The sequence below is a fragment of the Streptomyces sp. NPDC007945 genome (assembly GCF_042958885.1).
Lineage (GTDB): Bacteria > Actinomycetota > Actinomycetes > Streptomycetales > Streptomycetaceae > Streptomyces.
This window is the reverse complement of sequence record NZ_JBIBJV010000009.1, coordinates 112,564-135,799: the sequence shown is the minus strand read 5'-3', so window position 1 is coordinate 135,799 and position 23,236 is coordinate 112,564. Positions and strand designations below refer to the sequence as shown.

Sequence of the window (23,236 nt, the reverse complement as noted above, 5' to 3'; positions counted from 1 at the left end):
GGGGTCAGGGTTCGATGAGCCCGGCCCGGATGGCGTACCGGGTCAGTTCGAGGCGGTCGCGCAGCCCGAGCTTCTGGAGGATGTTGGCGCGGTGCCGCTCCACCGTCTTCGGGCTGATGAAGAGCAGGTCGCCGATCTCCTTCGAGGTGTGGCCCTCGGCGACCAGTTTCAGGATCTCCTCCTCGCGCTCGGTCACCGGCCTCTCGGGCAGCCCCGCGCCGGAGCGCACGCGGTCGAGGTAGCTGCGGATCAGCGCGGTCTCCGCGCCCGGGTAGATGAACGGTTCGTCGCGCAGCGCCGACCGGCAGGCCTCGACGAGGTCCCGGTCGGCGACGGACTTCGGCACGTACCCGTTGGCGCCGGCCCGCAGCGCCTCGAAGAAGTACTCCTCGTTGTCGTACATCGTCAGCATCAGGATCCGCAGTCCGGGCCGCAGCCGGGCGAGTTCGCGCGCCGCCTGGAGCCCGGTCATCCGGGGCATCGCGATGTCCAGGACGGCGAGGTCGAGCCCGTCGTCCGCCCGCGCGGCGGCGACCGCCTCGGCCCCATCCCCCGCCTCCGCGACGACCTCCAGGTCCGGCTCCCCGTCGAGGATGAGCCGCACCCCGCGCCGTACCAGCGCGTGGTCGTCGACGAGGAGGATCCGGGCGGGCGGTCGTACGGCGGAGGTCATCGCTCGTGTCCAGGGGTCGGGGCCGGCCGCGGGACGGGCCGGGCGGCGGATACGGGCTCCGCGACCGGCGCGGGCCCGTCCGCGGGAAGAGGAGCGGGTCCGGCGGCGGAAGCGGGGGCGTCCGCGGGAAGAGGAACGGCCACGGCGCCGGAAGCCGAGGCGACTGCGGGAGTGGGTCCGGCGTCGGGAGCGGGGGCGTCTGCCGGAAGAGGAACGGGCCCGGTCCCGGAAGCGGGAGCGGGGTCGGTCCCGGGAGCCGGGCCTTGCGCACGCGCGGGGGTCGGTGCCGGTGCCGGGCCCGGCAGGTCGAGGCGTACCTCCGTACCCCCCTCCTCCCCCGGTCCGACCCACAGGCCGGCGCCGACGAGCAGGGCGCGTTCGCGCATGCCGCCGATCCCGGCGCCCTCCTCGGCGCCGGCCGTGCCCCGGCCGTCGTCGCGGACGACGAGACGGGTGCCACCACCCGGGGCCGGGCCGAGCCGCACGTCGACGTGGGCGGCGCCGGCGTGCCGGGCCGCGTTGGTGAGGCTCTCCTGGGCGACCCGGTAGACGACGAGCTCGGTCGCCGGGTCGAGGCCCCGCGGGGCGGCCGTGAGATGGGTGGTCACCCGGAGACCCGGCGTGGAGAGTTCACCGGCGAGGGAGCGGAGCGCGCTGTGCAGGCCGAGTTCCTCCAGCACCCCGGGCCGCAGCCGGCGGGCGATCCGGCGGATCTCCTCCAGGCCCGCGCGGGTGGTCTCCTGCGCCTGCCGCAGGTCCTCGCGGAGTTCCGCCGGGGCGTGGTCGGCGGTGTGCCTGAGCTGGAGGAGGACCGCGGTGAGGGTCTGGCCCACCTCGTCGTGGAGCTCGCGGGCGATCCGCTGGCGCTCCGCCTCCTGCGCGGTGAGGACGCGGCCGCTGCTGGTGGCCCGCTCGGTCTCCAGCCGGTCCAGCATGGCGTTGAAGGCGGCGGTCAGGTCGGCGATCTCGCCGCGCCCGGACACCTCGGCCCTCGTCCCCGGCTTGAGGAGGTCGGCCGTCGCCATGGCGCGGCCGAGCCGGCCGAGCGGGGCGAGGCCCACGCGCAGCAGCACCGCGTTGAGGACGAGCATGAGGACGAGTCCGCAGACCACGACGACCGCCTCGCCCAGGAGGACGGGGGTGGAGACGGTGACGGGCCCGAGGAGGAGGCCCGCGGCGAGGACGAGGACGGCCGCGTTGAGGAGGAAGATCCGTCCGTACAGTGACACGTCCCGCTCTCTCCCTGACTCCGCCGGCCCCGACCGGCCCCGGGCGGTCGATCCCCCGGACCGCGCTGACCTGCGGAGAAGCCTATGTCCCCGCCCCATCGTCACCGCTGTCCGGGCCCCCTGTCCATCCGTGCCGACACCCATGCGCGAAGGCCCTGCGGTGTGACAGCATGTTCCGGCCGCGGCCCCGGAACTCCCGCCTCTGCGGAGGGGCACCGGCCTCCTCGCCGCGCGCGCCCACGCCATTCGACGACACGAGGAGTCCGGGCCGTGCCCACTTCACGGATGAGTTCGACGCCACTTCCCGGCATCGGCGTCCAGTACGACCTCACCACCCGGGAGCACCGGCACCTGTCGGTGATCGCCCACCGCGACGGCACCCGCACGGTCAACGTCTACCGGTCCGACGACCCCGACGCCTGCCTGCAGTCGCTGCACCTGACCGCCGGGGAGTCCGCCGCGTTCGTCGACGCGCTGATGCCCGCCCACCACAGCCCGAACCTGCTCCACACCACGGAGCTGGGCCTGGTCGCCGAGCGCATCGAGCTGTCCTCGGCCTCCCACTGGAACGGCCGCACCCTCGGCGAGACCCGCATGCGCACGGAGACCGGCGTGTCCATCGTCGCCGTCCTGCGCCGGGCCGACGCCGTCCCCTCCCCCGGCCCCGGCTTCCGCCTCGCCGGCGGGGACACCCTCATCGTCATCGGCACCCACGAGGGCGTGGACGCCGCCGCCACCATCCTGGGAAGGGAGTGATCGGTGCACTCGTCCGCCGTCTTCCTCATCGAGTTCGGAGCGATCATCCTCGGCCTCGGCCTGCTGGGCCGGGTGGCGGGGCGGTTTCGGTTCTCGCCCATACCCCTGTACCTGCTGGCCGGGCTCGCGTTCGGGAAGGGTGGGCTGCTGCCGCTGGGGGCGAGCGAGGAGTTCGTCGCCATCGGCGCCGAGATCGGGGTGATCCTGCTGCTCCTGATGCTCGGTCTGGAGTACACGGCGACCGATCTGGTCTCCAACCTGAAGACGCAGTATCCGGCCGGGCTCGTGGACGGCGCGCTCAACGCGCTGCCGGGTGCCGGCATGGCGCTGCTGCTCGGGTGGGGGCCGGTGGCGGCGGTGGTGCTGGCGGGCGTCACGTGGATCTCGTCGTCCGGTGTCATCGCCAAGGTCCTCGGGGACCTGGGGCGGCTCGGCAACCGCGAGACGCCGGTGGTGCTGAGCATCCTGGTCCTGGAGGACCTGGCGATGGCGGTGTACCTGCCGATCGTGACCGCGCTGCTGGCCGGGGTCGGGCTCGCGGCGGGGAGCGCGACGCTCGCGATCGCGCTGGGCGTCGCGGGGCTCGTGCTGTTCGTGGCCGTGCGGTACGGCCGGGTGATCTCGCGCTTCGTGTCGAGCGACGACCCGGAGAAGCTGCTCCTGGTGGTGCTGGGGCTGACGCTGCTGGTCGCGGGGATCGCGCAGCAGCTCCAGGTCTCGGCGGCCGTCGGCGCGTTCCTCGTCGGCATCGCGCTGTCGGGTGAGGTCGCGGAGGGCGCGCACCATCTGCTGAGCCCGCTGCGGGACCTGTTCGCCGCCGTGTTCTTCGTCTTCTTCGGGCTGCACACCGATCCGGCCAGCATTCCGCCGGTGCTGCTGCCCGCGCTGGCCCTCGCCGTCGTCACCGCGGGCACGAAGATCGCCACCGGGTACTGGGCGGCGCGCCGCAACGGGATCTCCGTGAAGGGCGCGTGGCGGGCCGGCGGGACGCTGGTGGCGCGCGGCGAGTTCTCCATCGTCATCGCGGGGCTCGCGGTCTCGGCCGGGATCGAGCCGTCGCTGGGCCCGCTGGCCACCGCGTACGTCCTCCTGCTAGTCGTCATCGGCCCGCTGACGGCCCGGTACACCGAGCCGTTCGCCACCTGGGTGACGGGCCGGAGCCGCCGCCGGGCGCCGGTGGACCCGGGGCCCGCCGAGGAGCGGCTGCCGCTGCCGGAGCCGGTCCGCCACGAGCGCTGACCGCAGGGGCGGGCGGCCGCCGCGGGGAGGGAGCGCGGACCGACGCGACCCTCCTGGTGGGCCGGGGCCACCGACCGGGGCCACCGGCGCCCTCGGGAGCCCGGAGGACCGGGTCCTCACCGGGAGGAAATCCGCGTGCGTGCCGGTCGGGCGGGCTGCGAGCATCACGGGATGGACCACTCCTTCGAACGTCTGCTCGTCCGGCACACCCTGCGGCTGCCCCTGCCCACCGGTCCCGCCGGGGACGGCTCCGCCGCCGCCCTGCGGTTCGACGCCGCGCTGCGGACGGCGGGCTTCGCCCTGTCGCACTCCCTGCTGAGGGCGCTGTCCGGGCGGCCCGGCGAGACCGTCGTGGAGCTGGCCCGCCGGGCGCTGGACGCGGTCCGCGAGCGGGTCGGCGACCACGTCGGGCACAACGCCTACTTCGTCGACTTCCCCCACAACGTCCCCGACACCCAGGAGTTCTGGCTGTCGTGCGTCCTGAGGGCGCTCGACGACCCCGAGGCCCGGCAGGCCGTCGAGGCGCAGCTGAGCGCGGGGGTCCTGAACCTGCTGACGCTGCCCACGTACGGCCGGTACCAGCACACCTACGAGGAACTTCTCGCGGCACACGCGGAGTTGACGCCGGCGAGCGGGGACCGACTGACCCTGCTGCACCCGGGCGGCCCCGTCGAGGAGGAACTCGGCGCCCTGTACCTGTCGTTGGCCGGATCCGTGACGCCGCTGGGCGAGGAGCACCTGGCCGATCTGGCGGTGCTCGCCGCGCACTGCGCGGAAGGGCCGCAGCCGGTGACGATCCCGGTCCGGGAGAACCGGGCCGTGGTCAACGCCGCCCGGCTGCGGGCCGGCGCCGCGCCGCTGCTCGACACCGTGACCGACGTGCTGCGGCTGGCGTGCGCGCTGTCGGAGGGTGACGTGACGCTGCGGGAGCCGACCCGCTTCCGCTCCCTGTCACGGCCGCTGCGCCGGGCACTGCTCGCGGGCCTGGACGGGGTGGTGGCGGCGGCCCCGGAGAAGCTCGCCGACGTCGCGCCGTACCGGGAGGCGTGGAAGCGGCTCGGGGAGCGGCTGCACCCGCACGAGTACCCGGCGTGGCCGCACGCCGCCGAGGTCCTCGCGGTGGCTCGGGGCGAATCGCGGGCGCCGTCGCTGGACTCCCGGGTGGAGGCGCTGCTCGCCCGCGGTGATGTGCCGGGGGCGGCGGACCTGCTGGCGTCGGCGGCGCCGGGCCGGCTCTTCCGGGCGCTCGACCGACTGCTGCGTACGGCGGACGAGGCCGGGCGGGAGGCGGTGCTCGCCGCGGTGGAGCGGTCCGGGTCGCGCGTGGCGGGTCGCGTGGTGCTGTCGGTGCGCGAGCACCTGCAGAACCGGGGAGCCGAAGGAGGCGCCGGACGGCGGGTGTTCGTGAACCGGGCGGGCGGCGCCTGGGTGGCGGCCGACACCCGCCCGGCGCTTCCGGCGGGCGTACGGGATCGGCTGGTGGCGCTGCTGGACGCGGAGACGCGCCGCAGGCTGCCGGTGCCGGAGCGGATCCTCGTCACCCCGGAGGCGCTGGACGTGGCGCTGCCGCTCAGCGGCCGGGCGTCGTCCGGGGGCTTCGGGGTGCTGCCGCGCGGCTCGGTGTCGCCGGTCGACGGAGAGCTGCTGCGCTTCTTCATGTACTGGAAGCAGACCCGGCTGACCACGGACCTCGATCTGTCGGCGCTGGTCCTGGACGAGCGGTACCGGCCGGTCACCTGGCTGTCGTACACGGCGCTGGCCGACGTCGAGGGCGTGCACTCCGGTGATGTGGTCGAGGCTCCGGACGGGGCTTCGGAGTTCATCGATCTGCGGCTCGGCGCGGTGCGCGGCGCGTACATCGTGCCGCAGGTGCACGTGTTCGCGGGTGAGGGATTCGAGGAGACGGAGGAGTCGTTCTTCGGGTTCATGCTGCGCGACCGGGAGCAGCGGGGCCGCCCGTTCGAGCCGCGCACGGTCCGGATGAAGTCGGATCTTCGGGGGCCGGGCCGGGTGGCGCTGCCGCTGGCGTTCCGGCGGGACGAGGAGGGACGGTGGCACGCGCACTGGCTGCACGTCTGCCTGCGGGGCGCTCCGGTGGCAAACCGGGTGGAGGACCACCGGGTGTCGGTGACGGTGCTGCTGCGCGGTCTGATGGAGCACCGACCGCTGACGGTGGGTCACCTGGTCAGGCTGATGGAGGAGTCGGGCTCCGCCGTGACGGTGTGGGAGGGGGGCGAGGTGCCGGAGGAGCCGGTGACGTACCTGGGCCTGGAGCGGCCCGACGGGCTCGCCGAGGGCTCCGTGGTCGTGACGCCGGAAAATCTGCGCGACCTGATCCCCGCCTGAGTGTTACGGTCGGTGCGGGGCGAGGCCATGGAGGGGCTTCCTTCTCAGAACCTCTACTGAAGATAGTCCTTCCGCTTTCCTCGCCCCCTTTTTCCGTTCCGCGCGGGCCGCGGTCCTTCCGGGGACCGCGGCCCGTCGCGTGTGCCGGGGTCACACCGCGTCGGCGAGCACCAGGGAGTGGATGCGGTCCGGGGCGCCGGGGCGGGCGTAGTACCAGCCCTGGGCGGTGTCACAGCCGATCTCCCGGAGGCGTTCCGCCTGGGCGGCGGTCTCCACCCCCTCGACGGTGACGGCGAGTTCGAGGCTGTGGGCGAGGGAGACGATGCCCTCGACGATCTTGAGGTCGACGGGGTCCACCGGATGCTGCTGCATCCCGCGGGTGAAGGAGCGGTCGAGCTTGAGGACGCTGACCGGCAGGCGGCGCAGGTTGGCGAGGTTGGAGTAGCCGGTGCCGAAGTCGTCGAGGGCGATGTCGACGCCCATCTCGGCGAGCTGGCGCAGCGGTTTCAGCAGGTCCTCGTCGGCGCCGATCAGGGCGGACTCGGTGACCTCCAGGCAGAGCGCGCCCGGCGCGAGCCCGGCCCGCTCCAGGACGTCGACGGTGTCGGCGACCAGCCGGGGGTGGTGGAGCTGGGTCGGCGACAGGTTGACGTTGACGCGGAGCGGGTTGCCGGCCGTGGGGTCGTCGAGCTGCCAGGAGCGTGCCTGGCGGACGGCCTCCTGGAGGACCCAGCGGCCGAGCGGGACGATCAGGCCGGTGTCCTCGGCGAGCGGGATGAAGCGGTCGGGGCCGAGGACGCCGTGCTGCGGGTGGCTCCAGCGGACGAGGGCCTCGGCGCCGTGGACGCTGCCGTCGTCGAGGTGGACGAGCGGCTGGTACTCGATGAAGAACTCGCCGCGTTCCAGGGCGGTCGGCAGGGCGGTGGTGAGGCCGTGCCGGGTGATGGCGCGCGCGTCGGCCTCGGGGTCGGCGCGCTCGAAGCGGTTGCCGCCCGCGGACTTGGCCCGGTACATGGTGATGTCGGCGCTGCGCAGCACCTCGGCGGCGGTGCGCTCGCCGGCCGGCCCCTCGACGACGCCGAGGCTGCCGCGGACGGTCAGTTCGCGTCCGTCGACGCCGACGGGGGTGGAGAGGGCGGCGAGGATGCGGTCGGCGAGGGCGACCGCGTCGCCCTCGCCGCCGGTGCCGGTGGTGAGGGCGACGAACTCGTCGCCGCCGAGCCGGGCGACCATCTCGCCGGGACCGGTGGCGCAGGCCTGGAGCCGGTCGGCGATCTCGACGAGGAGCCGGTCGCCGACGGAGTGGCCGAGGCTGTCGTTGATGGCCTTGAAGCCGTCGAGGTCGAGGTAGCAGAGCGCGAAGCGGGCGTCGTCGCCGCCGGTGGCGGGGGCGACGGCCTTCTCCAGGCGCTCGAAGAACAGCGTCCGGTTGGGGAGCCCGGTGAGGGCGTCGTGGGTGGCCTCGTACCGCAGGCGCAGGTGGAGCAGGCGCCGTTCGGTGATGTCCTCCATGAGGGCGAGCTGGTACTGGGGGCGGCCCTCGGCGTCGCGCAGCAGGGAGACGGTGAGGTTGGTCCACAGCACCGTGCCGTCGCCGCGGTAGTACGGCTTCTCCACCCGGTACTGCTCGCGCTCGCCGCGCACCAGCTCCTCGTAGAGCCGCCAGACGTGCGGACCGTCCTCGGGATGCACCCACTCGCTGACGTTGCGGCTGCGGACGTGCGCCTCGACGCCGCCGAACATGCGGGTCATGGTGTCGTTGATCTCGACGATGCGGCCTTCGAGGTCGGCGATGCCGATGCCGATGGCGGCGCCGTCGAAGACCGCCCGGAAGCGGCTCTCGGTGGCGTGCAGGGCGATCTCGGCGGCGCTGCGGGCGGCGAGCGCGGAGCGGGCGATGGCCTCCTGCTCCAGGCGGGTGCGCTCGCGCAGGGCCTGGGCGTAGCCGGTGGCCATGGCGTGCTGGAGGCGGGCGCAGCGGGCGCGCAGTTCCTCGGCGGCGAACCCGGGGTCCGTACCGCAGTAGAGGACGAGGTAGGAGTCGACGACGCCGAGGCTGCGGCCGAGGGCGTCCGGGTCGGTGCAGTGGGCGTCGACCAGGCCGGCGCCGGCCCGCTGGGCGGGGGCGGTGTCGAAGGGCCGGGCGAGCAGCGCCTCGCACAGCAGGCGCGCGAGCGGGAGGAGATGGCCCTCGAACTCGGCGCGGGTGAGGGAGGTGGCGGTCACCGGGAAGATGGCCCGGCTCCAGATGGTGACGAACCGCCTGAGTCTGTCCTCCGGGCCGTCGGCTTCCGCGGCGGATCCGGACGGCTGCGACGGCACCTTCACGCCTTGCGCCCCACACCTGCGAAGCCGGAGAAGGCGTACGGGTCCTCCTCCTCGGGAGGGCCGTCCGGCCGCCACAGCGGCATGGAGACCACGCCGGGTTCGACGGTCTCGGTGCCGTCGAAGAAGCGGGTGATCTCCTCGCGGGACCGCATCACCAGCGGGCTGCGGGTGCTGCGGTAGACGTCGACGGTGCCGCTGGCCCGCTCCTGGTCGACGGGGATGCCCTCGTACGAGGCGTGGGTGAGGACGAGGAGGCTGCCGGGGGCGAGCGCGTCGAGGAGTTCCGCGACGGCCTCGTGCGGGCGGTCCTCGTCCTCCAGGAAGTGCAGGACGGCGACGAGGAGCAGGGCCACCGGCCGGTCGAGGTCGAGCAGTCCGGTGAGCTCGGGGCTGTGGAGGATGTCGGCCGGCTTGCGGAGGTCGGCGGGGACGACGACGGCGCCGTCGACGCCCTCCAGGACGGCCCGGCTGTGCGCCACGGCGACGGGGTCGTGGTCGACGTAGACGATCCGGGCGGCGGGGTCGGCGGCCTGCGCGACCTCGTGCACGTTGCCGAAGGTCGGAATCCCGGAGCCGATGTCGAGGAACTGGGTGACGTCGTTGTCGACGGCGAAGCGGACGGCGCGGCGCATGAACGCCCGGTTCGCCTGCATGATCTTCGGGAGGCCCGGCAGGAACTCCATGGCCTTGCGGGCCGCTTCCCGGTCCACTTCGAAATTGTGCGAGCCGCCCAGATAGAAGTCGTACATACGGGACACGCTCGGTACCGAGATGTCGATACCGGGCGGAGCCCAGGCGGGACGCTCCATCGATGTCTCCAACAAGTCGCCACGGAGGATGCGGCCCGGTGTTCGCGGCCGTGTTCGAGGTGAGGCTACTGATCGCCCGCCGAGAGAGCGAGTAGAAACGGAAATTCGCGGTCCGTTCTTGGTCACACGCCTTTGGCACGTACGTTCGGAGCGAAGAGTTCACGCCTTCAGACCGTGCATATTCACGTGCATATGGATGTGCGCCGGCTCTCCGGGCCCCCGCCTGGCGCCCGTTGCACACCCTCTCACCCCGCCGTACCTCGGCGATCCGCCCGCCGACACCCGGCCGTCCCCGAACGCGGTACCGCCCGCGCCGGATTCACAGCAGGGCGACAACCGGACAGTTCTTCCACCAGGGGCCCGGGACGGCTTCCGTCGGCCATTCCGCGCCCCGGCGCACGCCCCCTCCACACCTGCTCCGACGGCCCCGTCCTTGCTCCGGATCGGGCGGTCCGCGGCACAACGTCAAACCCGTGCATCCCAAGATCCCCACCTTCCGGGGAATCAGGCGGGATTCGGCCTCCGGTTCGCCATCCGTGTGTTCAAGCTCATCGGCGTGTCTCTGTACGCATCACCTCTCACGCGGTCGCTGGCGGCCGCCGGCCTGGTGTGGCTGCTCGCCGCACCCGTGCCGGCGGCCGCCGACGCCTGCGCCTACGCCACCGTCGGACCGAACGGCTCGCACACCTCGGTGGCGGTCGTCGGCCCGGACGCGTGCTCGCCTCCGCCGAAGCCGCCCAAACCGACCAAACCCCCCAAACCGACCAAGCCGCCGAAGGCGACCGAGCCGCCCCAGCCGAAGCCGCCCGAGCCACCCCGGCTGACGGTGCCCCCGAGGCCGCCCCTGAGCCCGGTACGGCCCGCGCCCAGGCCGCCGTCCGTCGAGCCGGTGCCCGCACCGCTGCTCCCGCCCGCTCCCTCCCCCGCGCGGCCGCCCGCCGCCACCCCGGCACCCCGGCCGACCCCCGCCCCGCCGTCGCCCTCCCCCGCGCCCGCCACCCCGGCGGCCCCCGCGCCGCCGGCACCGCCCGCCCGCACGGCGGCGCCGCGCCCGGCCGCCGCGCCCCCCGCCGCGCTGCCGCACTACCAGCGGACCAGCAGGCCCCAGCCCAAGAGCACCGCGTCACCCGTCACCACGATGCTCCTCATCACCGCGCCCGCCGTCCTCGCCACCGCGATCCTGCGCCCGCGCTCCTCCCGCTGACGCGGCCCGGGCCTCGGCCCGCCCCGCAGCACCTCCCCACCCCGACTCCCGTGAGGAAGACCCGACTCCATGTCCGAATGGCTCGTCCTGACCCTGGCGATGGCAGCGGCCTGCGCCGTCGTCCTGGCCATCGTCGTCATCAACCACCGGCGGATCCCCGCGGACGACGACCCCAGCGAGACCCCCGACGTCATCGAGTACATGACGATGATGATCGGCGTGATCTACGCGATCGTCCTCGGCCTCGCCATCGCCGGCGTGTGGGAGGCCCGCGGTGCCGCCCAGGAGGTGGCGCGGCAGGAGGCCCAGGCCCTGCACGAGATCTCCGAGCGCGTCGAGGTCTATCCGGCGCCCGTCCGCGACCGGATCCGCGCCGACGTCGACGCCTACGTCACCTACGTGGTGAACGAGGAGTTCACGCAGCGGGCCGAGCAGGGCGGCACGACGCCGGAGGGCGACGCCCTCCTCCAGAAGGTCCGCCGGAGCGTCACCGACTACGAACCGGCGAACGACTTCGAGGGGCAGGCCTACCAGCCGCTGGTCGACCAGGTGATGGTCGTCGACGACGCCCGCAGCGCCCGCGGCCAGAGCGCCGGGGAGACCATGCCCGGGGTCGTCTGGTTCGGCCTCGTCATCGGCGCCCTGGTGTCGGTGGGGCTGATCTTCACCCTCCAGATCCGGCGCACCGGGCGCGAACTGCTGCTCGCCGGCCTCTACAGCGCCCTGATCGCCTTCCTGCTCTTCCTCATCTGGGACTTCGACGCGCCGTACGGTCGCGGTCTGGGCGATTCCGCCGCGCCGTTCACCGGTCTGTTCCCGCAGGTCACCGATTGAGCGAGGGGGCGGTACTGGACCGTCCGGGGGACCCGCGTGCCCCATTCGCGCGCCTGGGATCGCGGCTGTGGTAGTGCGCTCCTAGCGTTTCGGGCAACGAGGTGCACGCAGGCTCCATGCGGCCATTCCGCCGCGGCCGGCCCTCGGTACCCGGAGGAATCACCATGCGCGCGATACGTGCCGCGTCCACCGCCCTGCTGGGGGCGGCCGCCCTCGCCCTGGCCGCCCCCGTCACCGTCGCCTTCGCGGCCGACGGTGCGCCCGCGCCGAACCCGCGGGTGCGGGGCGCCAAGGCCCCGGGCGACTTCGTCGTCTCCCCCTCGCTCGTCTCCCCCGGCGGGCGGGTGACGCTCAGCGCCCCCGGCTGCTCCAGCACGGCGACGGCGACGGCCGGCGTCTTCGACACCGTTCAGATCGCCCCCGGCGCCTCGGTCACCGCCACCGTGGACGCGGACGCCAAGCGCGGCGCCGTGTACACGGTGGCGTTCAACTGCTCGGGCGGCGTGCAGGACAGCGTGGACCTGACCATCAGCGGCCTCGCCACGCTGTCGCCGACCGCCCGCTCGACGGTGCTGCTCACCCCGCGCGGGGTGCAGGGCGGCCTCGGCGGCTCGCAGAGCTCCGTCGGACCCGGCACGATCGCGGCCGGTACGGCCCTGGTGCTGGCGGCGGCGGCCGGTTCGGCCTACGCGATCCGGCGCCGTACGAGCCACCGCCGGCACTGACCCGCCGACACCGGCCCGGAGCCCCGGCTCCACGGGAGGGCGACCGGATCCACGAGGGGGCTGCGGCGCCACAGCCCGCCGCCCCCGGGTCCCTTCCGGGACACGGGGGCGGCGGGCACGGTCGGCGGACCGGGAGGTTCGGCCGGTCAGGCGCTCGTGCCGGTCATGCGGCGACGGCGGAGGACGAAGACACCGCCGCCGAGCGCGGCCGCGGCGACCAGGCTGCCGCCGATGGCCATCTCGGTGGAGCTGGGCGCCAGCGAACCGCCGAGACCGCCCTGCGCGCCGCGGCCCGCGAGGACGCGGAACGGGTGCGTGACGACGCGCGAGTTGTCGCTGCACTTGACGGCGAGGTTGTAGTTGCCGGGCGTCGCGTTGTTGTAGACGCGGGCGATGGCGCTGGACAGGCCGTTGGAGTTGACCGAGAGGTTGGTCTCCGGGAAGGCGTTGGACGTGACGGTGCCACCGTGGCCGCAACCCTTGGCGGTGATCGTGATCGTCGACCCCGCGTGGACGTCGTAGGGGCTGACTTGGACGTTGCTGGGACCGTTGGTGGCGGCGGCCAGGGGCGCGGCCAGGCCGACCGCCGCGAACGCGGTGGCGGTCACCGCCAGAGTGCGTGCAGCACGCATGGTTGAACCTCCAGTGGAAGACGCCCCGAAGCGGTGCTCCGGGAGATTCGACGAGTACGCCTTCCATGACGAACCATCACAACTCGGGCACCTTCTTGCACCTCGGCGCTGGGCCGGTCCGGTGAGCTCCGATGCCGCCGATCGAGTTGCGCGGGAGGACACAACCGCAGGTCAGGGGCGCGCGAAACGATTGTCCGACGAATACTCGGATGGGTCAGCGGACTGTCACCCGGGCCGACCAGCGGGGCCCGAGGGCCGTCCTCCGTAAGGTTTCTGACGTCTCGTCGGCCCACTCGTCCGACGTGTCGTCGGGCGACGCGGGCGCCTTCCTCCGGCGCGTCGCCACCCGTACGGCGGCGGGGGCTACCCGTTCGGGCCGCCCCGGCGCGCGGAGGTGGCCGGTCGCCCTTACCGTTCACACGTCGCCACGAAGGGAGAACCATGCCCCCGAAGGACTTCCGCGTCCCTGAGCGCAGGAGACGACAACCCTGGGGCGTCCTGGCCCTCGCCATGCTGTCCGGGATCGCGATGATGCGCAACGGCGTGGACGTCGCCGGCGGCCCCCCGCAGCCGGCCGCCGCGGCCCGTCCGGTGGCGCGTCCGGTCGAAGCCCCGCCCGCCGAGGCCTCGGCCGGCGTGCAGGCGCTGCCCTTCGCCCCCGCCTCGCGGGTCCGCATCCCGGCGATCGACGTCGCGGCCCCGGTGATGGACGTCGGGCTCGACGCGGAGGGCTGGGTGGCGGCCCCTCCCCCGCAGGACGCCAACCTCGCCGGCTGGTACCAGAACGGCATCGCGCCCGGCCAGCGCGGCACCGCGGTGATCGTCGGACACGTCGACAACAACAGCGGCCCCGCGGTCTTCTACGGTCTCGGCTCCCTGGAGAAGGGCCAGCACGTCGAGGTCGAGCGGTACGACGGACGGGTGGCGGTCTTCGAGATCTACGGCGTCGAGGTCTACTCCAAGCAGGACTTCCCCGGGCCCCAGGTCTACGGCGACACCGGCCACCCGGAGCTCCGGGTGATCACCTGCGGCGGCGGATACACCCGTGCCCACGGCTACGACGGGAACGTGGTCGTCTACGCGCGGATGGTCGGCTCCCGCTGACGCACGCGTGCGTGCGGGGCCCCGGGGTTCTCCCCGGGGCCCCGCGGCGCGTGACGCCCGCTCAGCGGCGGGGCACGGTGATCGTGTACCCGGCGTCGAGGAGCGCGGGCAGATAGCGGCGCAGCGCCGTGACGGTGCCCGTGCGGTCCCCGCCCGCGTCGTGCGAGAGGACGATGACGCCGGGTCCCGCGCCGTCCACGACCCGCCGGACGATGGCGTCGCCGCCGGGCTCCTTCCAGTCGAGGGTGTCCAGGGTCCAGGCGAGCGGTTCCATCCCCAGGGCGGCGCCGATCTCGAAGGAGTGCCGGTTCCAGGCGCCGTAGGGGGCCCGGTACCAGACCGGCGCGGTGCCGACGGCGCGCTCCACCACCTCGCTGGTGGAGCCGAGTTCGTCGCGGATGCGGGAGGGCCGGAGCTTGGGCACCAGGGGGTGCGACCAGGAGTGGTTGCCGACCACGTGCCCGTCGTCGGCCATCTCCCGCAGCAGGTCCTGGTTCCGCACGGCCATCTCGCCGCAGACGAAGAACATCGCCCGGCAGTCGTGGCGGCGCAGGGTCTCCAGGACGGCCGGGGTGTAGCGGGGGTCGGGGCCGTCGTCGAAGGTGAGGACCATCGAGCGGCCCACGTCGCTCAGCGAGAGGAAGGGCCGCCGCCGGACCGGCGGCAGCGCGCGGGGCCGGACGGCGGGGGCGTACGCGGTCATGGGCTGGAGCCGGTAGGCGGAGGGGCGCAGCCGGGGCGCGGCGGCCGGGGGTCCGGCGGCGGGCGGTCCGGCGGCGCGGGGCCCGCCCGGCGGTGGGCCCGCGGTGTCGCCGGGGGCTCCGAGCCGGTCGACGGCGAGCGCCCCGGCGGTGACGGTGACGCCGAGGGCGGCGGCCAGGCGCAGCACCGACCTCCGACCGGTGGGCAGCTGATCGTTTTTCATGACCAATGGTTCGTACGGGGAGGGCCCCGGCCCCCTCACCGACACCGGGCGGCCCGTCGAATGCACCCGTTGGGCCGATGTCGTCGAGGGGGCCGGCGGGGTCACCTGCCCAGGGTCAGGCCGTCCTCGGCGGCGCCCCGGCCGAGCACGACCTGGCGGATCGTCTCCCGGATGCCGGGGTGGCGGGGGTCGGAGCCGTCGGCGGCGCCGAGGTTCACGATCCGGCCGCGGCCGGTGTCGAACCACTGGGGCAGGAACTCGGCCTTGGTGACCTCCCAGCGGGCACCGGGCCGCTTCGGCGGGGCGAAGGTGAAACGGCCGATGCTGCTCTGGTTCCCGCGCGGGTCGAAGGCGCCCTGGTGGTTGATCATGTCGCCGGCGATCTGGTCGCCCATGCCGTAGATCACCCAGGTGCCGTTGACCTTCTCGTAGGCCTGAGGCACGTGGGCATGTGTGCCGACCACCAGATCCACGTCGGGGCGGCCGCCGGTGGCGGAGGCGGTGAGTGCGCGGGCGAGGGAGAGCTGGCGCTGGTCGGGCTCGGTCTGCCACTCGGTGCCCCAGTGGACGCTGACCACGACGACGTCGGCGCCGGCGGCGCGGGCCGCGCGCGCGTCGGCGATCACCTTGGACTCGTCGAGCAGGTTCACCGCCCAGGGCTTCCCCTCGGGGAGCGGGTAGCCGTTGGTGTCGTAGGTGTAGGCGAGTTGGGCGACGGTGGCGCCGCCGGCCTCGAGGAGGGTGGGGCGGGCCGCCTCGGCGGCGGTGCGGGCCGAGCCGGCGTGCTTCACTCCGGCCGCGTCGAGGGCGTCGAGGGTGCGGCCGAGACCGGCGGCGCCGTCGTCGAGGGTGTGGTTGGAGGCCGTCGAGCAGGAGTCGTAGCCGGTGGCCTTGAGGGCGGCGGCGATCTCGGGCGGGGACTTGAAGGCGGGGTAGCCGGTGTAGGGCCCGCCGTCCTTCCCGTAGACGGTCTCCATGTGGCAGATGGCCAGGTCGGCGCCGGAGACGACGGGCTTCGCCCCGGCGAGCATGGGGCGGAAGTCGTAGCCGTCGCCGCCCGCGTCCGCGGCGGCCCGGCGGATGATCGAGTCGTGCGGGAGGACGTCGCCGGAGGCCACCAGGGTGAAGCCGGCCGGCTTCGGGGCCGGGGCGGCCGGGCGGGGGGCGGTGGAGCCGCCGGGCGCGCCGCCCGGGGGCGGGGCACCGCCGCCGGTGCCGTTCTGGCCGCACGCGGCGACGACGGCGAGCAGGGAGCCGGCGAGGACGGTGGAGCCGGCCCGGACGAGTCGGGCGCGTACGGGTCGGGCGCCTGCGGGTCTGGTACCTGCGGTCATGACGACTGCCACCCCGATCATAGGAAGAACATGTGTTCTGCCGAATTGACCTTTCGGGTGGCCCTCGGTCAAGGTACGCGGCCGGGGCGCGACGCGAACCCCACCGAATCGGACGTACGACCGTCACTCGACCGCTCGCCGTGCCATTCGCCGCTCGTTCCGACCGTTCGCCGCAGACCGTTGTCCTTTCCCTGTCCACGTCCGCCCGGATGCGTTCGTATACGGCGCGGACGACGAACCGCTGAGCGGGCGGGGAAGGGTGACACCGATGACGACGGCGACGATGACGACGACGGCCGCGCGGGCGCGAACGGCGAAGGCCGCGACGGCCGGGGCGACGACCGACGAGGGCACGCTCCAGGAACTCCAGCGGGAGCACGGGACCGCCCTGCTCTCCTTCCTCCTGGGGCTCACCTACGGGGACCGCCAGCGCGCCGAGGACCTCGTCCAGGAGACCCTGGTCCGGGCCTGGCTCCACCCCGAGGCGTTCAGCGGCGCCTACACCTCGATGCGGCCCTGGCTCTTCACCGTGGCCCGCCGCCTCGCCATCGACGCCCGCCGCTCCCGGCTCGCTCGCCCCGCCGAGATCGGCGACGGGGTGCTCGCGGTGACCCCCGACCCCGCGGACGCCACCGAGTCCGCCGACGCGGCGCTCGACGTCCGCGCGGCGGTACGGGGCCTGAGCCCGGAACACCGGGCGGTGCTGGTCCGGCTCTACTTCGACGGACTCACCGTCAACGAGGCCGCCGCCGCCCTCGGGATCCCGGCCGGCACGGTCAAGTCCCGCTCGCACTACGCCCTGCGCCAGCTCGGGCGCTCCCTGCCCGGGTACCGGCCCCGGCACGGCTCCGTTGCCCGGCCGCGGGCCGCGGCCGCACAATGACGCCGTGACGCACACCGACGCCGTGACGCTGCCCGGCACCCCGCCGCTGACGCCCGCCGGGGCCGAGAAGATCCTCGCCGACAACTTCGCCCCCTGGGTCCTGGACCTGGGGCTCAAGGTCGATTCCCTGGACGGCCACGCGGCCGTCCTGCGGCTCCCGTGGTCCGACCGGCTGGCGCGCGAGGGCGGCGGGATCTCCGGCCAGGCCCTGATGGCGGCGGCCGACACGGCCACCGTGATCGCCGTCTCCGCGGCGCGCGGCGGCTTCGTCCCGATGACGACGGTCCAGCAGTCCACCAGCTTCCAGCGGGCGGTCGTCGGCGCCGACGTCCTGGTCCGCGCCCGCCTCACCAAGCTGGGGAAGCGGATGGCCTTCGCGGACATCACGATGACCGCCGAGGGCACCGACGAACCCGCCGCCCACGCGACCGCGGTCTACGCCCTCCTCGGCTGAGACCGCGCCCCCGTCGCCCCTCCCGCACCACCGGCCCCGGGGGCACCGATCCGGCCGGGGAACGTATCCGAAACCACACCGGCGAGTTGAGCAAAGCGGTCCACGCGGACGCCCCGGTCGGAGGAAGCTCTGGTCGGGGTCCCGGAAACCGCGGGTCCCGACGTCCGGGAGAAGGTGGGAGCGTTGCCGCCCGAGAGCACGAACGGCGCCGGCCGCAGGAACGGCGGGGGCCTCGCCGTTCCCATGGCCTGGCTGTGCGCCGAGTACCTGGCCGACCAGTACCTGACCGCGGCCGGCCTCGCCGAGCCGGCCTCGCTGGAGCACCGCGCCGCGCTGCGGGCCCTGGCCCTCACCGTCCACCTGTCCGGGGAACCCGCGCCCGACACGTGGCTGCGGCATACCGCCCACGAGGCCGACTGGCCCGCATGGGTGGCGGAACGGCTCGCCGCCGAGGCGGCCGAGGACCCCGACGGCGCGGATCTGGTTCTCGCCCGCGGCGCCTGGACGGCGCTGCGGGAGACCTGGGTGCACGCCGCCGACCTGGAGAGCCCGCCCGGTACCGGCACTGCACTCCTGGTCGACGAGACCGCCCGGACCTGGCTGCCCGCCTGGCAGTTGGGACTTCCGCTGGCCCATCTCGCCCTCTGGCTCGCCTGATCCGGTCAGCCCGTCGGTGAAGGGTGCACGCCGGGGCGGTACTTGGGGAAACGGGCCGTCACCTTCATGCCGGCGCCGACACCGGTCTCGATGACGAGGCCGTACTCCGCCCCGTACACCTGGCGCAGCCGCTCGTCGACGTTGCACAGGCCGATGCCGGAGCCGCTCGGGTGCTCGCCGCGCAGCACCGCCCGCAGCCGCTCGGGGTCCATGCCGACCCCGTCGTCCTCGACGGTCACCACCGCCTCCGCGCCGGCGTCCCGCGCGGCGATGGTGACCCGGCAGCCCCGCTCCCGGTCCGTGAGCCCGTGCTTCACCGCGTTCTCCACCAGCGGCTGGAGGCACAGGAAGGGCAGCGCCACCGGCAGCACCTCGGGGGCGATCTGGAGGGTCACCTTGAGCCGGTCGCCGAAGCGCGCCCCGGCGAGCGCCAAGTACTGCTCGATCGCCCGCAGTTCGTCGGCGAGCTGGGCGAAGTCGCCGTGCCGGCGGAAGGAGTAGCGGGTGAAGTCCGCGAACTCCAGGAGGAGGTCGCGGGCCCGCTCGGGGTCGGTGCGGACGAACGACGCTATCGCGGCGAGGGAGTTGAAGATGAAGTGCGGGGAGATCTGGGCGCGCAGCGCGCGGATCTCCGCCTCCACCATCCGGGTCCGGGAGCGGTCCAGTTCGGCGAGCTCCAGCTGGACCGAGACCCAGCGGGCCACCTCCGTCGCGGCCCGGACGAGCACCGCCGACTCCCGGGAGCCGTAGGCGACGAGCGCGCCGAGGACGCCCTCCTCGCCGGTGAGCGGGGCGGCCACCGCCCACCGCAGCTCGCAGCCGGGCTCGGCGCACCCGGTGGGCGCGGAGCGGCTGCGGCCGGTCTCCAGGGTCGCGGCGGCCAGCTCGGGCACAAGCGTGTGGTGGTGTTCCTCGCCGGGCCCGTCCCAGGCGAGGACGGCCGTGCCGTCGGTGAGGCAGAGGGCCTCGGTGCCGAGGAGCGAGCGCAGCGGGCGGGCCGCCCGGTGCGCGGTCTCCTCGGTGAGTCCGGCGCGCAGCGGCGGCGCGGCGAGCGAGGCGGTGTGCAGGGTGTGGAAGGTGGCCCGTTCGACGGGGGTGCCGAGGTCGAGGTCGGCGGCGCGGGCGCCGCGCCGGGCGGTGACCCGGCCGAGGACGACGCCGGCGGCGAGCAGGACGGCTCCGGCGGCGCTCGCCGCGGCCCACGCGATGCCGCTCACCGGCGTGCCTCCTGGGCGGGTACGGGGGCGGTGAAGCGCTCCGGCAGATGGAGCCGGGCGAGGGTGGCGGCGGTGCCGGGCGGGACGCTGCGGGGCGTCGCGAGCGAGACGAGCACCATCGTGAGGAAGCCGAGGGGGACGGACCAGACGGCGGGCCAGGCCATCAGGGTGTGCGGCCAGCCGTCCGGGGCGAGTCCGGCGCGGGTCGCCATCACGGCGGCAAGCGCGGAGCCGCCGCCGAGGAGCAGTCCCGCGGCGGCGCCGGGCGGGGTGAGCCGCCGCCACCAGATGCCGAGGACGAGGAGCGGGCAGAAGGAGGAGGCGGAGACGGCGAAGGCGAGCCCGACGGCGTCGGCGACGGGCACCTTGGAGGCGGCGACGCCGACGGCGAGCGGGACGGCGGTGGCCAGCGGCGTCGCGAGCCGGAAGTGCCGGACCGCGCGGGAGGGCAGGACGTCCTGGGCGAGGACTCCCGCGACGGACATGGTGAGCCCCGAAGCGGTGGACAGGAAGGCGGCGAAGGCGCCGCCGGCGAGGAAGGCCCCGAGGACGTCGCCGAGCACGCCGCCGAGGATGCGGTCGGGCAGGACGAGCACGGCGGCGTCGGCGGAGCCGGTGAGCGCCAGCTCGGGGGCGTAGACGCGGCCGAGCGCCCCGTAGAGCGCGGGCAGCAGGTAGAAGCCGCCGACGAGGACGAGGACGACGAGGGTGGTGCGTCGGGCGGCCCGCCCGTTGGGGCTGGTGTAGAAGCGGACGGCGACGTGCGGCAGGCCCATGGTGCCGAGGAAGGTGGCGAGGATCAGTCCGTACGTGGCGTACAGCTGGTGCCCGTCGCGGCCGCCGGCCAGCGGCTGGGACCAGCCGAGGGGGTCGGCGCCCTCGGCGCGGCGTTCGGGGAGGCCGCTGCCGGGCACGAGGGCCAGGACCGTGCCGCCGCCCACCTGGTGGGTGCCGGGCGCGAGGGTGACGGCCCGCTCCTCGTACCGGACGGCGTCGACCGTGCCGGTGACGGTGAGGGTCAGCGGGGCGTCGAGCCCGATGCGTACGGTGTCGGCGACCCGGACGACGGTGTGCTCGCGGAGCACGGCGGGCGCGTCGAAGCGGGCCCGGGGCGCCCCGTCCCCGAACCAGGCGGCGGCCAGGAAGAAGGCCGGGACGAGCAGGGCGGTCAGTTTCAGCCAGTACTGGAAGGCCTGGACGAAGGTGATGCTGCGCATGCCGCCGGCGGCGACCGTGCAGGTGACGACGAGGGCGACGAGCAGGCCGCCGAACCAGTCGGGGGCGCCGGTGAGGATCTCCAGGGTGAGTCCGGCGCCCTGGAGCTGCGGCAGCAGGTACAGCCAGCCGATGCCCACGACGAAGAGGCTGGCAAGGCGTCTGACCTGCGGCGACTCCAGGCGGGCCTCGGCGAAGTCGGAGAGGGTGTACGCCCCGGAACGGCGCAGCGGGGCGGCGACGAGGACGAGGAGCACCAGGTAGCCCGCGGTGTAGCCGACGGGGTACCAGAGCATCGCCGGGCCCTGCACGAGGACGAGTCCGGCGATGCCGAGGAAGGAGGCGGCGGAGAGGTACTCGCCGCTGATGGCGGCGGCGTTGAGCCGGGGCCCGGCGGTCCGGGAGGCGACGTAGAAGTCGGAGGTGGTGCGGGAGACGCGCAGGCCGAGGGCGCCGATGAGGACGGTGGCGAGGACGACGGCGGTGACGGCGGCGACCGCGTAGGTCTGGTTCATGCGGGGCGGTCCACCGGTCCTCAGCGCTCGACGAGGCCGGTGAAGTCGCGCTCGTTGCGCTCGGCCCTGCGGACGTACCAGTGGGCGACCGCCCACACCACCGGGTAGACGCCGACACCGAGCGCAGCCCACACCAGCGCCTCGGGGGCGGGCAGCGCGAGCACCAGCGGGAGGGTGCCGACGAGGAGGGCGAGCGCGCCGAGCGCGGTGAGCGCGGCGCGGAGCTGGCTGCGCATCAGGGAGCGCACGTAGGTGTGACCGAGCGTGGTCTGCTCGTCGATCTCGGAGCGGGCGGGCGGGTGCGGCGCGCGGGGCCGCAGCCGGGGCGCGGGCCGGTCGCCGAGGGCGGAGGCGTGGGTGACGGTCTCGCGCCGGGGCCGGCGCGGCGGGGAGTGCTCCGGCATCGGCATCGCTCTCTGACGGGCGGGTGGGCCCGTGGAGTGTAGGCAGACGGAGCCGGGCGCCGGTAGGGGTTTCCGGTCAGCCGCCGGCCCGGCGCATCAGCAGGTCACGGAGGTGGCGGGCGTGCCGGCGGCTGACGGCGAGGTCGGTGGAGCCGACCCGGACGGAGGTGGCGCCGCCGTCGAGGCGGAGCTCGTCGACGCGGCCGAGGGCGACGAGGTGGCTGCGGTGGATGCGGACGAAGCCGCGGTCGGCCCAGCGCTCCTCCAGGGTGGACAGCGGGATGCGGACGAGGTGGCTGCCGTGGTCGGTGTGGAGGCGGGCGTAGTCGCCGTGGGCCTCGACGTAGGCGATGTCGTCGACGGACACGAAGCGGGTGACGCCGCCGAGTTCGACCGGGATCTGCTCGGGCGCCGGGGCCGGGGCGGGCGCGGCGCCGGCGTGGACGAGCTCGTGGACCCGTCGCACGGCCTCCGCGAGCCGCTCGCGCCGGACCGGCTTGAGCACGTAGTCGACGGCCTTGAGGTCGAAGGCCTGGAGCGCGAAGCCCTCGTGGGCGGTGACGAAGACGACGAGCGGCGGGCGGGCGAAGCCGGCGAGGAGCCGGGCCACGTCGAGGCCGGTGAGGCCCGGCATGTGGATGTCGAGGAAGACGACGTCGATCGTCTCCTCGCCGTCCGGCCCGGAGTCGAGCGCGCGCCCGATCCGCCGCAGCGCCGCCGTGGCGTCCCCCGCGCCCTCGGCGGTCCTGACCCGGGGGTCGGCGCGCAGCAGGTAGAGCAGCTCCCCCAGGGCGGGTTCCTCGTCGTCGACGGCCAGTACGCGCAGCATGCGCGGGAGCCTACTTGAGCAGCCTGGACATGCGGCGGTCGGCGAGGACCTTCCCGCCGGTCTGGCAGGTGGGGCAGTACTGGAGGGAGGAGTCGGCGAAGCTGACCTCGCGGATGGTGTCGCCGCAGACGGGGCAGGGCTCGCCGGTGCGGCCGTGGACGCGCAGGCCGCTCTTCTTCTCGGCCTTCAGCCTGCCGGCGGCGAGGCCGCGGGAGCGGGCGACGGCGTCGTGGAGGGTGGTCCGCAGGGCCTCGTAGAGGGTGGCGACGTCGTCGGGGGCGAGGGTGGCGGTGGGCTTGAAGGGTGACATCCTCGCGGCGTGCAGGATCTCGTCGCTGTAGGCGTTGCCGATGCCGGCGATCAGGCTCTGGTCGCGCAGGGCGCCCTTGATCTGGCGCCGCTCGCCGGTGAGAAGGGCGGCGAGGTCCTCGGGGCCGAAGTCCTCGGCGAGCGGGTCGGGGCCGAGCCGTGCGACGCCGGGGACCTCGTGCGGGTCGCGGACGAGGTGGACGGCGAGGCGCTTGGTCGTGCCGGCCTCGGTGAGGTCGAAGCCGTCACCGCCGGTGAGCGCGGCCCGCAGGGCGAGCGGCCCCTTCCCGGGCTTCGGCGGCCCCGAAGGCAGCGGGTCCTGCCAGCGCAGCCAGCCGGCCCGGGCGAGGTGGACGACGAGGTGGAGCGGTCCCGCGTCGGTGGCGGCGGTGATGTCCAGCCACTTGCCGTACCGGCCGACCCCGGTCACCCGGGCACCGTCGAGGACGCCGAGCGGCGGGTCGTAGGTCTTCAGGACGCTGATCGCGACCGGCAGCACCCGGGCGAACTCCTTCCCGACCAGGTGCTCACCGAGAAACTCGCGCAGCGCTTCCACTTCGGGCAGTTCCGGCATGCCACCACCCTGCCGCAGGCGCCCGTCGTGCGCGCGCCGGG

At 74.5% G+C, this 23,236-nt stretch carries 21 protein-coding genes and 1 pseudogene; 10 read left to right on the top strand and 12 right to left on the bottom strand.

Annotated elements, in window-relative coordinates; genetic code table 11:
• Positions 1-4 precede the first annotated feature (4 nt).
• Both ACFZCF_RS26430 and ACFZCF_RS26425 read right to left on the bottom strand, forming a co-directional pair.
• On the bottom strand, positions 5-673 hold the full coding sequence (locus tag ACFZCF_RS26430) for a response regulator (RefSeq protein ID WP_391289240.1): 669 nt from the start codon (positions 671-673) through the stop codon (positions 5-7).
• A 299-nt stretch (positions 674-972) separates the two neighbouring features.
• Positions 973-1,902 (bottom strand): annotated as a pseudogene (locus tag ACFZCF_RS26425) (HAMP domain-containing sensor histidine kinase); the annotation flags it as partial.
• Between the two features lie 285 nt (positions 1,903-2,187).
• Between ACFZCF_RS26425 and ACFZCF_RS26420 the strand changes: the two are divergent.
• The 3 genes from ACFZCF_RS26420 (at position 2,188) to ACFZCF_RS26410 (ending at position 6,243) form a co-directional block, all read left to right on the top strand.
• On the top strand, positions 2,188-2,658 hold the full coding sequence (locus ACFZCF_RS26420; protein WP_189951758.1) for a cation:proton antiporter regulatory subunit: 471 nt from the start codon (positions 2,188-2,190) through the stop codon (positions 2,656-2,658).
• A gap of 3 nt (positions 2,659-2,661) precedes the next feature.
• Complete coding sequence (locus ACFZCF_RS26415; protein WP_388448499.1) at positions 2,662-3,897, top strand: cation:proton antiporter; 1,236 nt, start codon at positions 2,662-2,664, stop codon at positions 3,895-3,897.
• A gap of 171 nt (positions 3,898-4,068) precedes the next feature.
• Entirely contained in the window at positions 4,069-6,243 is a 2,175-nt protein-coding gene (locus ACFZCF_RS26410; RefSeq protein WP_391289238.1) for a hypothetical protein, read from the top strand.
• A 150-nt stretch (positions 6,244-6,393) separates the two neighbouring features.
• On the opposite strand, the gene ACFZCF_RS26405 is transcribed toward ACFZCF_RS26410, so the two are convergent.
• Together ACFZCF_RS26405 and ACFZCF_RS26400 are read right to left on the bottom strand one after the other, a co-directional pair.
• The gene (locus tag ACFZCF_RS26405) at positions 6,394-8,571 is read right to left on the bottom strand and encodes a putative bifunctional diguanylate cyclase/phosphodiesterase (protein ID WP_388448495.1); all 2,178 of its coding nucleotides are present in this window, start codon (positions 8,569-8,571) and stop codon (positions 6,394-6,396) included.
• Complete coding sequence (locus ACFZCF_RS26400; protein ID WP_391289235.1) at positions 8,568-9,380, bottom strand: SAM-dependent methyltransferase; 813 nt, start codon at positions 9,378-9,380, stop codon at positions 8,568-8,570. Before ACFZCF_RS26400 ends, ACFZCF_RS26405 begins: the two co-directional genes overlap by 4 nt.
• Before the next feature lie 556 nt (positions 9,381-9,936).
• On the opposite strand from ACFZCF_RS26400, the gene ACFZCF_RS26395 reads away from it, so the two are divergent.
• The 3 genes from ACFZCF_RS26395 (at position 9,937) to ACFZCF_RS26385 (ending at position 12,143) form a co-directional block, all read left to right on the top strand.
• Positions 9,937-10,584 (top strand): hypothetical protein, encoded by a 648-nt coding sequence (locus tag ACFZCF_RS26395; RefSeq protein ID WP_391289234.1) that lies wholly within the window; start codon positions 9,937-9,939, stop codon positions 10,582-10,584.
• A gap of 69 nt (positions 10,585-10,653) precedes the next feature.
• Positions 10,654-11,418, top strand: a complete 765-nt coding sequence (locus tag ACFZCF_RS26390) for a hypothetical protein (protein WP_391289232.1) — start codon at positions 10,654-10,656, stop codon at positions 11,416-11,418.
• A 164-nt stretch (positions 11,419-11,582) separates the two neighbouring features.
• Complete coding sequence (locus ACFZCF_RS26385; RefSeq protein WP_388448487.1) at positions 11,583-12,143, top strand: hypothetical protein; 561 nt, start codon at positions 11,583-11,585, stop codon at positions 12,141-12,143.
• Positions 12,144-12,289: 146 nt separating this feature from the next.
• On the opposite strand, the gene ACFZCF_RS26380 is transcribed toward ACFZCF_RS26385, so the two are convergent.
• A complete protein-coding gene (locus ACFZCF_RS26380; protein WP_362172571.1) occupies positions 12,290-12,775 on the bottom strand; it encodes a hypothetical protein in 486 nt (161 codons plus the stop codon).
• A gap of 441 nt (positions 12,776-13,216) precedes the next feature.
• On the opposite strand from ACFZCF_RS26380, the gene ACFZCF_RS26375 reads away from it, so the two are divergent.
• A complete protein-coding gene (locus ACFZCF_RS26375) occupies positions 13,217-13,879 on the top strand; it encodes a class F sortase (RefSeq protein WP_388448484.1) in 663 nt (220 codons plus the stop codon).
• Positions 13,880-13,940: 61 nt separating this feature from the next.
• On the opposite strand, the gene ACFZCF_RS26370 is transcribed toward ACFZCF_RS26375, so the two are convergent.
• Positions 13,941-14,804, bottom strand: coding sequence for a polysaccharide deacetylase family protein (locus ACFZCF_RS26370; RefSeq protein ID WP_388448482.1), 864 nt, complete (start codon positions 14,802-14,804; stop codon positions 13,941-13,943).
• A 101-nt stretch (positions 14,805-14,905) separates the two neighbouring features.
• Positions 14,906-16,138, bottom strand: a complete 1,233-nt coding sequence (locus ACFZCF_RS26365) for a CapA family protein (protein ID WP_391289229.1) — start codon at positions 16,136-16,138, stop codon at positions 14,906-14,908.
• 283 nt (positions 16,139-16,421) lie between these two features.
• Between ACFZCF_RS26365 and ACFZCF_RS26360 the strand changes: the two genes are divergently transcribed.
• From ACFZCF_RS26360 to ACFZCF_RS26350, 3 genes are all read left to right on the top strand, one after another.
• On the top strand, positions 16,422-17,021 hold the full coding sequence (locus ACFZCF_RS26360; protein WP_388448702.1) for a sigma-70 family RNA polymerase sigma factor: 600 nt from the start codon (positions 16,422-16,424) through the stop codon (positions 17,019-17,021).
• A gap of 4 nt (positions 17,022-17,025) precedes the next feature.
• Entirely contained in the window at positions 17,026-17,475 is a 450-nt protein-coding gene (locus ACFZCF_RS26355) for a PaaI family thioesterase (protein WP_388448478.1), read from the top strand.
• A 183-nt stretch (positions 17,476-17,658) separates the two neighbouring features.
• Entirely contained in the window at positions 17,659-18,132 is a 474-nt protein-coding gene (locus tag ACFZCF_RS26350; RefSeq protein ID WP_391289226.1) for a hypothetical protein, read from the top strand.
• Between the two features lie 5 nt (positions 18,133-18,137).
• On the opposite strand, the gene ACFZCF_RS26345 is transcribed toward ACFZCF_RS26350, so the two are convergent.
• The 5 genes from ACFZCF_RS26345 to ACFZCF_RS26325 form a co-directional block, all read right to left on the bottom strand.
• The gene (locus ACFZCF_RS26345) at positions 18,138-19,349 is read right to left on the bottom strand and encodes a histidine kinase (RefSeq protein WP_391289225.1); all 1,212 of its coding nucleotides are present in this window, start codon (positions 19,347-19,349) and stop codon (positions 18,138-18,140) included.
• Entirely contained in the window at positions 19,346-21,079 is a 1,734-nt protein-coding gene (locus tag ACFZCF_RS26340) for a cation acetate symporter (protein WP_388448472.1), read from the bottom strand. The genes ACFZCF_RS26345 and ACFZCF_RS26340 overlap by 4 nt, the downstream gene beginning before the upstream one ends.
• Positions 21,080-21,099: 20 nt before the next feature.
• On the bottom strand, positions 21,100-21,483 hold the full coding sequence (locus ACFZCF_RS26335; RefSeq protein ID WP_189951691.1) for a hypothetical protein: 384 nt from the start codon (positions 21,481-21,483) through the stop codon (positions 21,100-21,102).
• Positions 21,484-21,559: 76 nt separating this feature from the next.
• Positions 21,560-22,312, bottom strand: a complete 753-nt coding sequence (locus ACFZCF_RS26330; protein ID WP_388448469.1) for a LytR/AlgR family response regulator transcription factor — start codon at positions 22,310-22,312, stop codon at positions 21,560-21,562.
• A 10-nt stretch (positions 22,313-22,322) separates the two neighbouring features.
• The gene (locus ACFZCF_RS26325; RefSeq protein WP_388448467.1) at positions 22,323-23,195 is read right to left on the bottom strand and encodes an Fpg/Nei family DNA glycosylase; all 873 of its coding nucleotides are present in this window, start codon (positions 23,193-23,195) and stop codon (positions 22,323-22,325) included.
• Between the last annotated feature and the right edge of the window lie 41 nt (positions 23,196-23,236).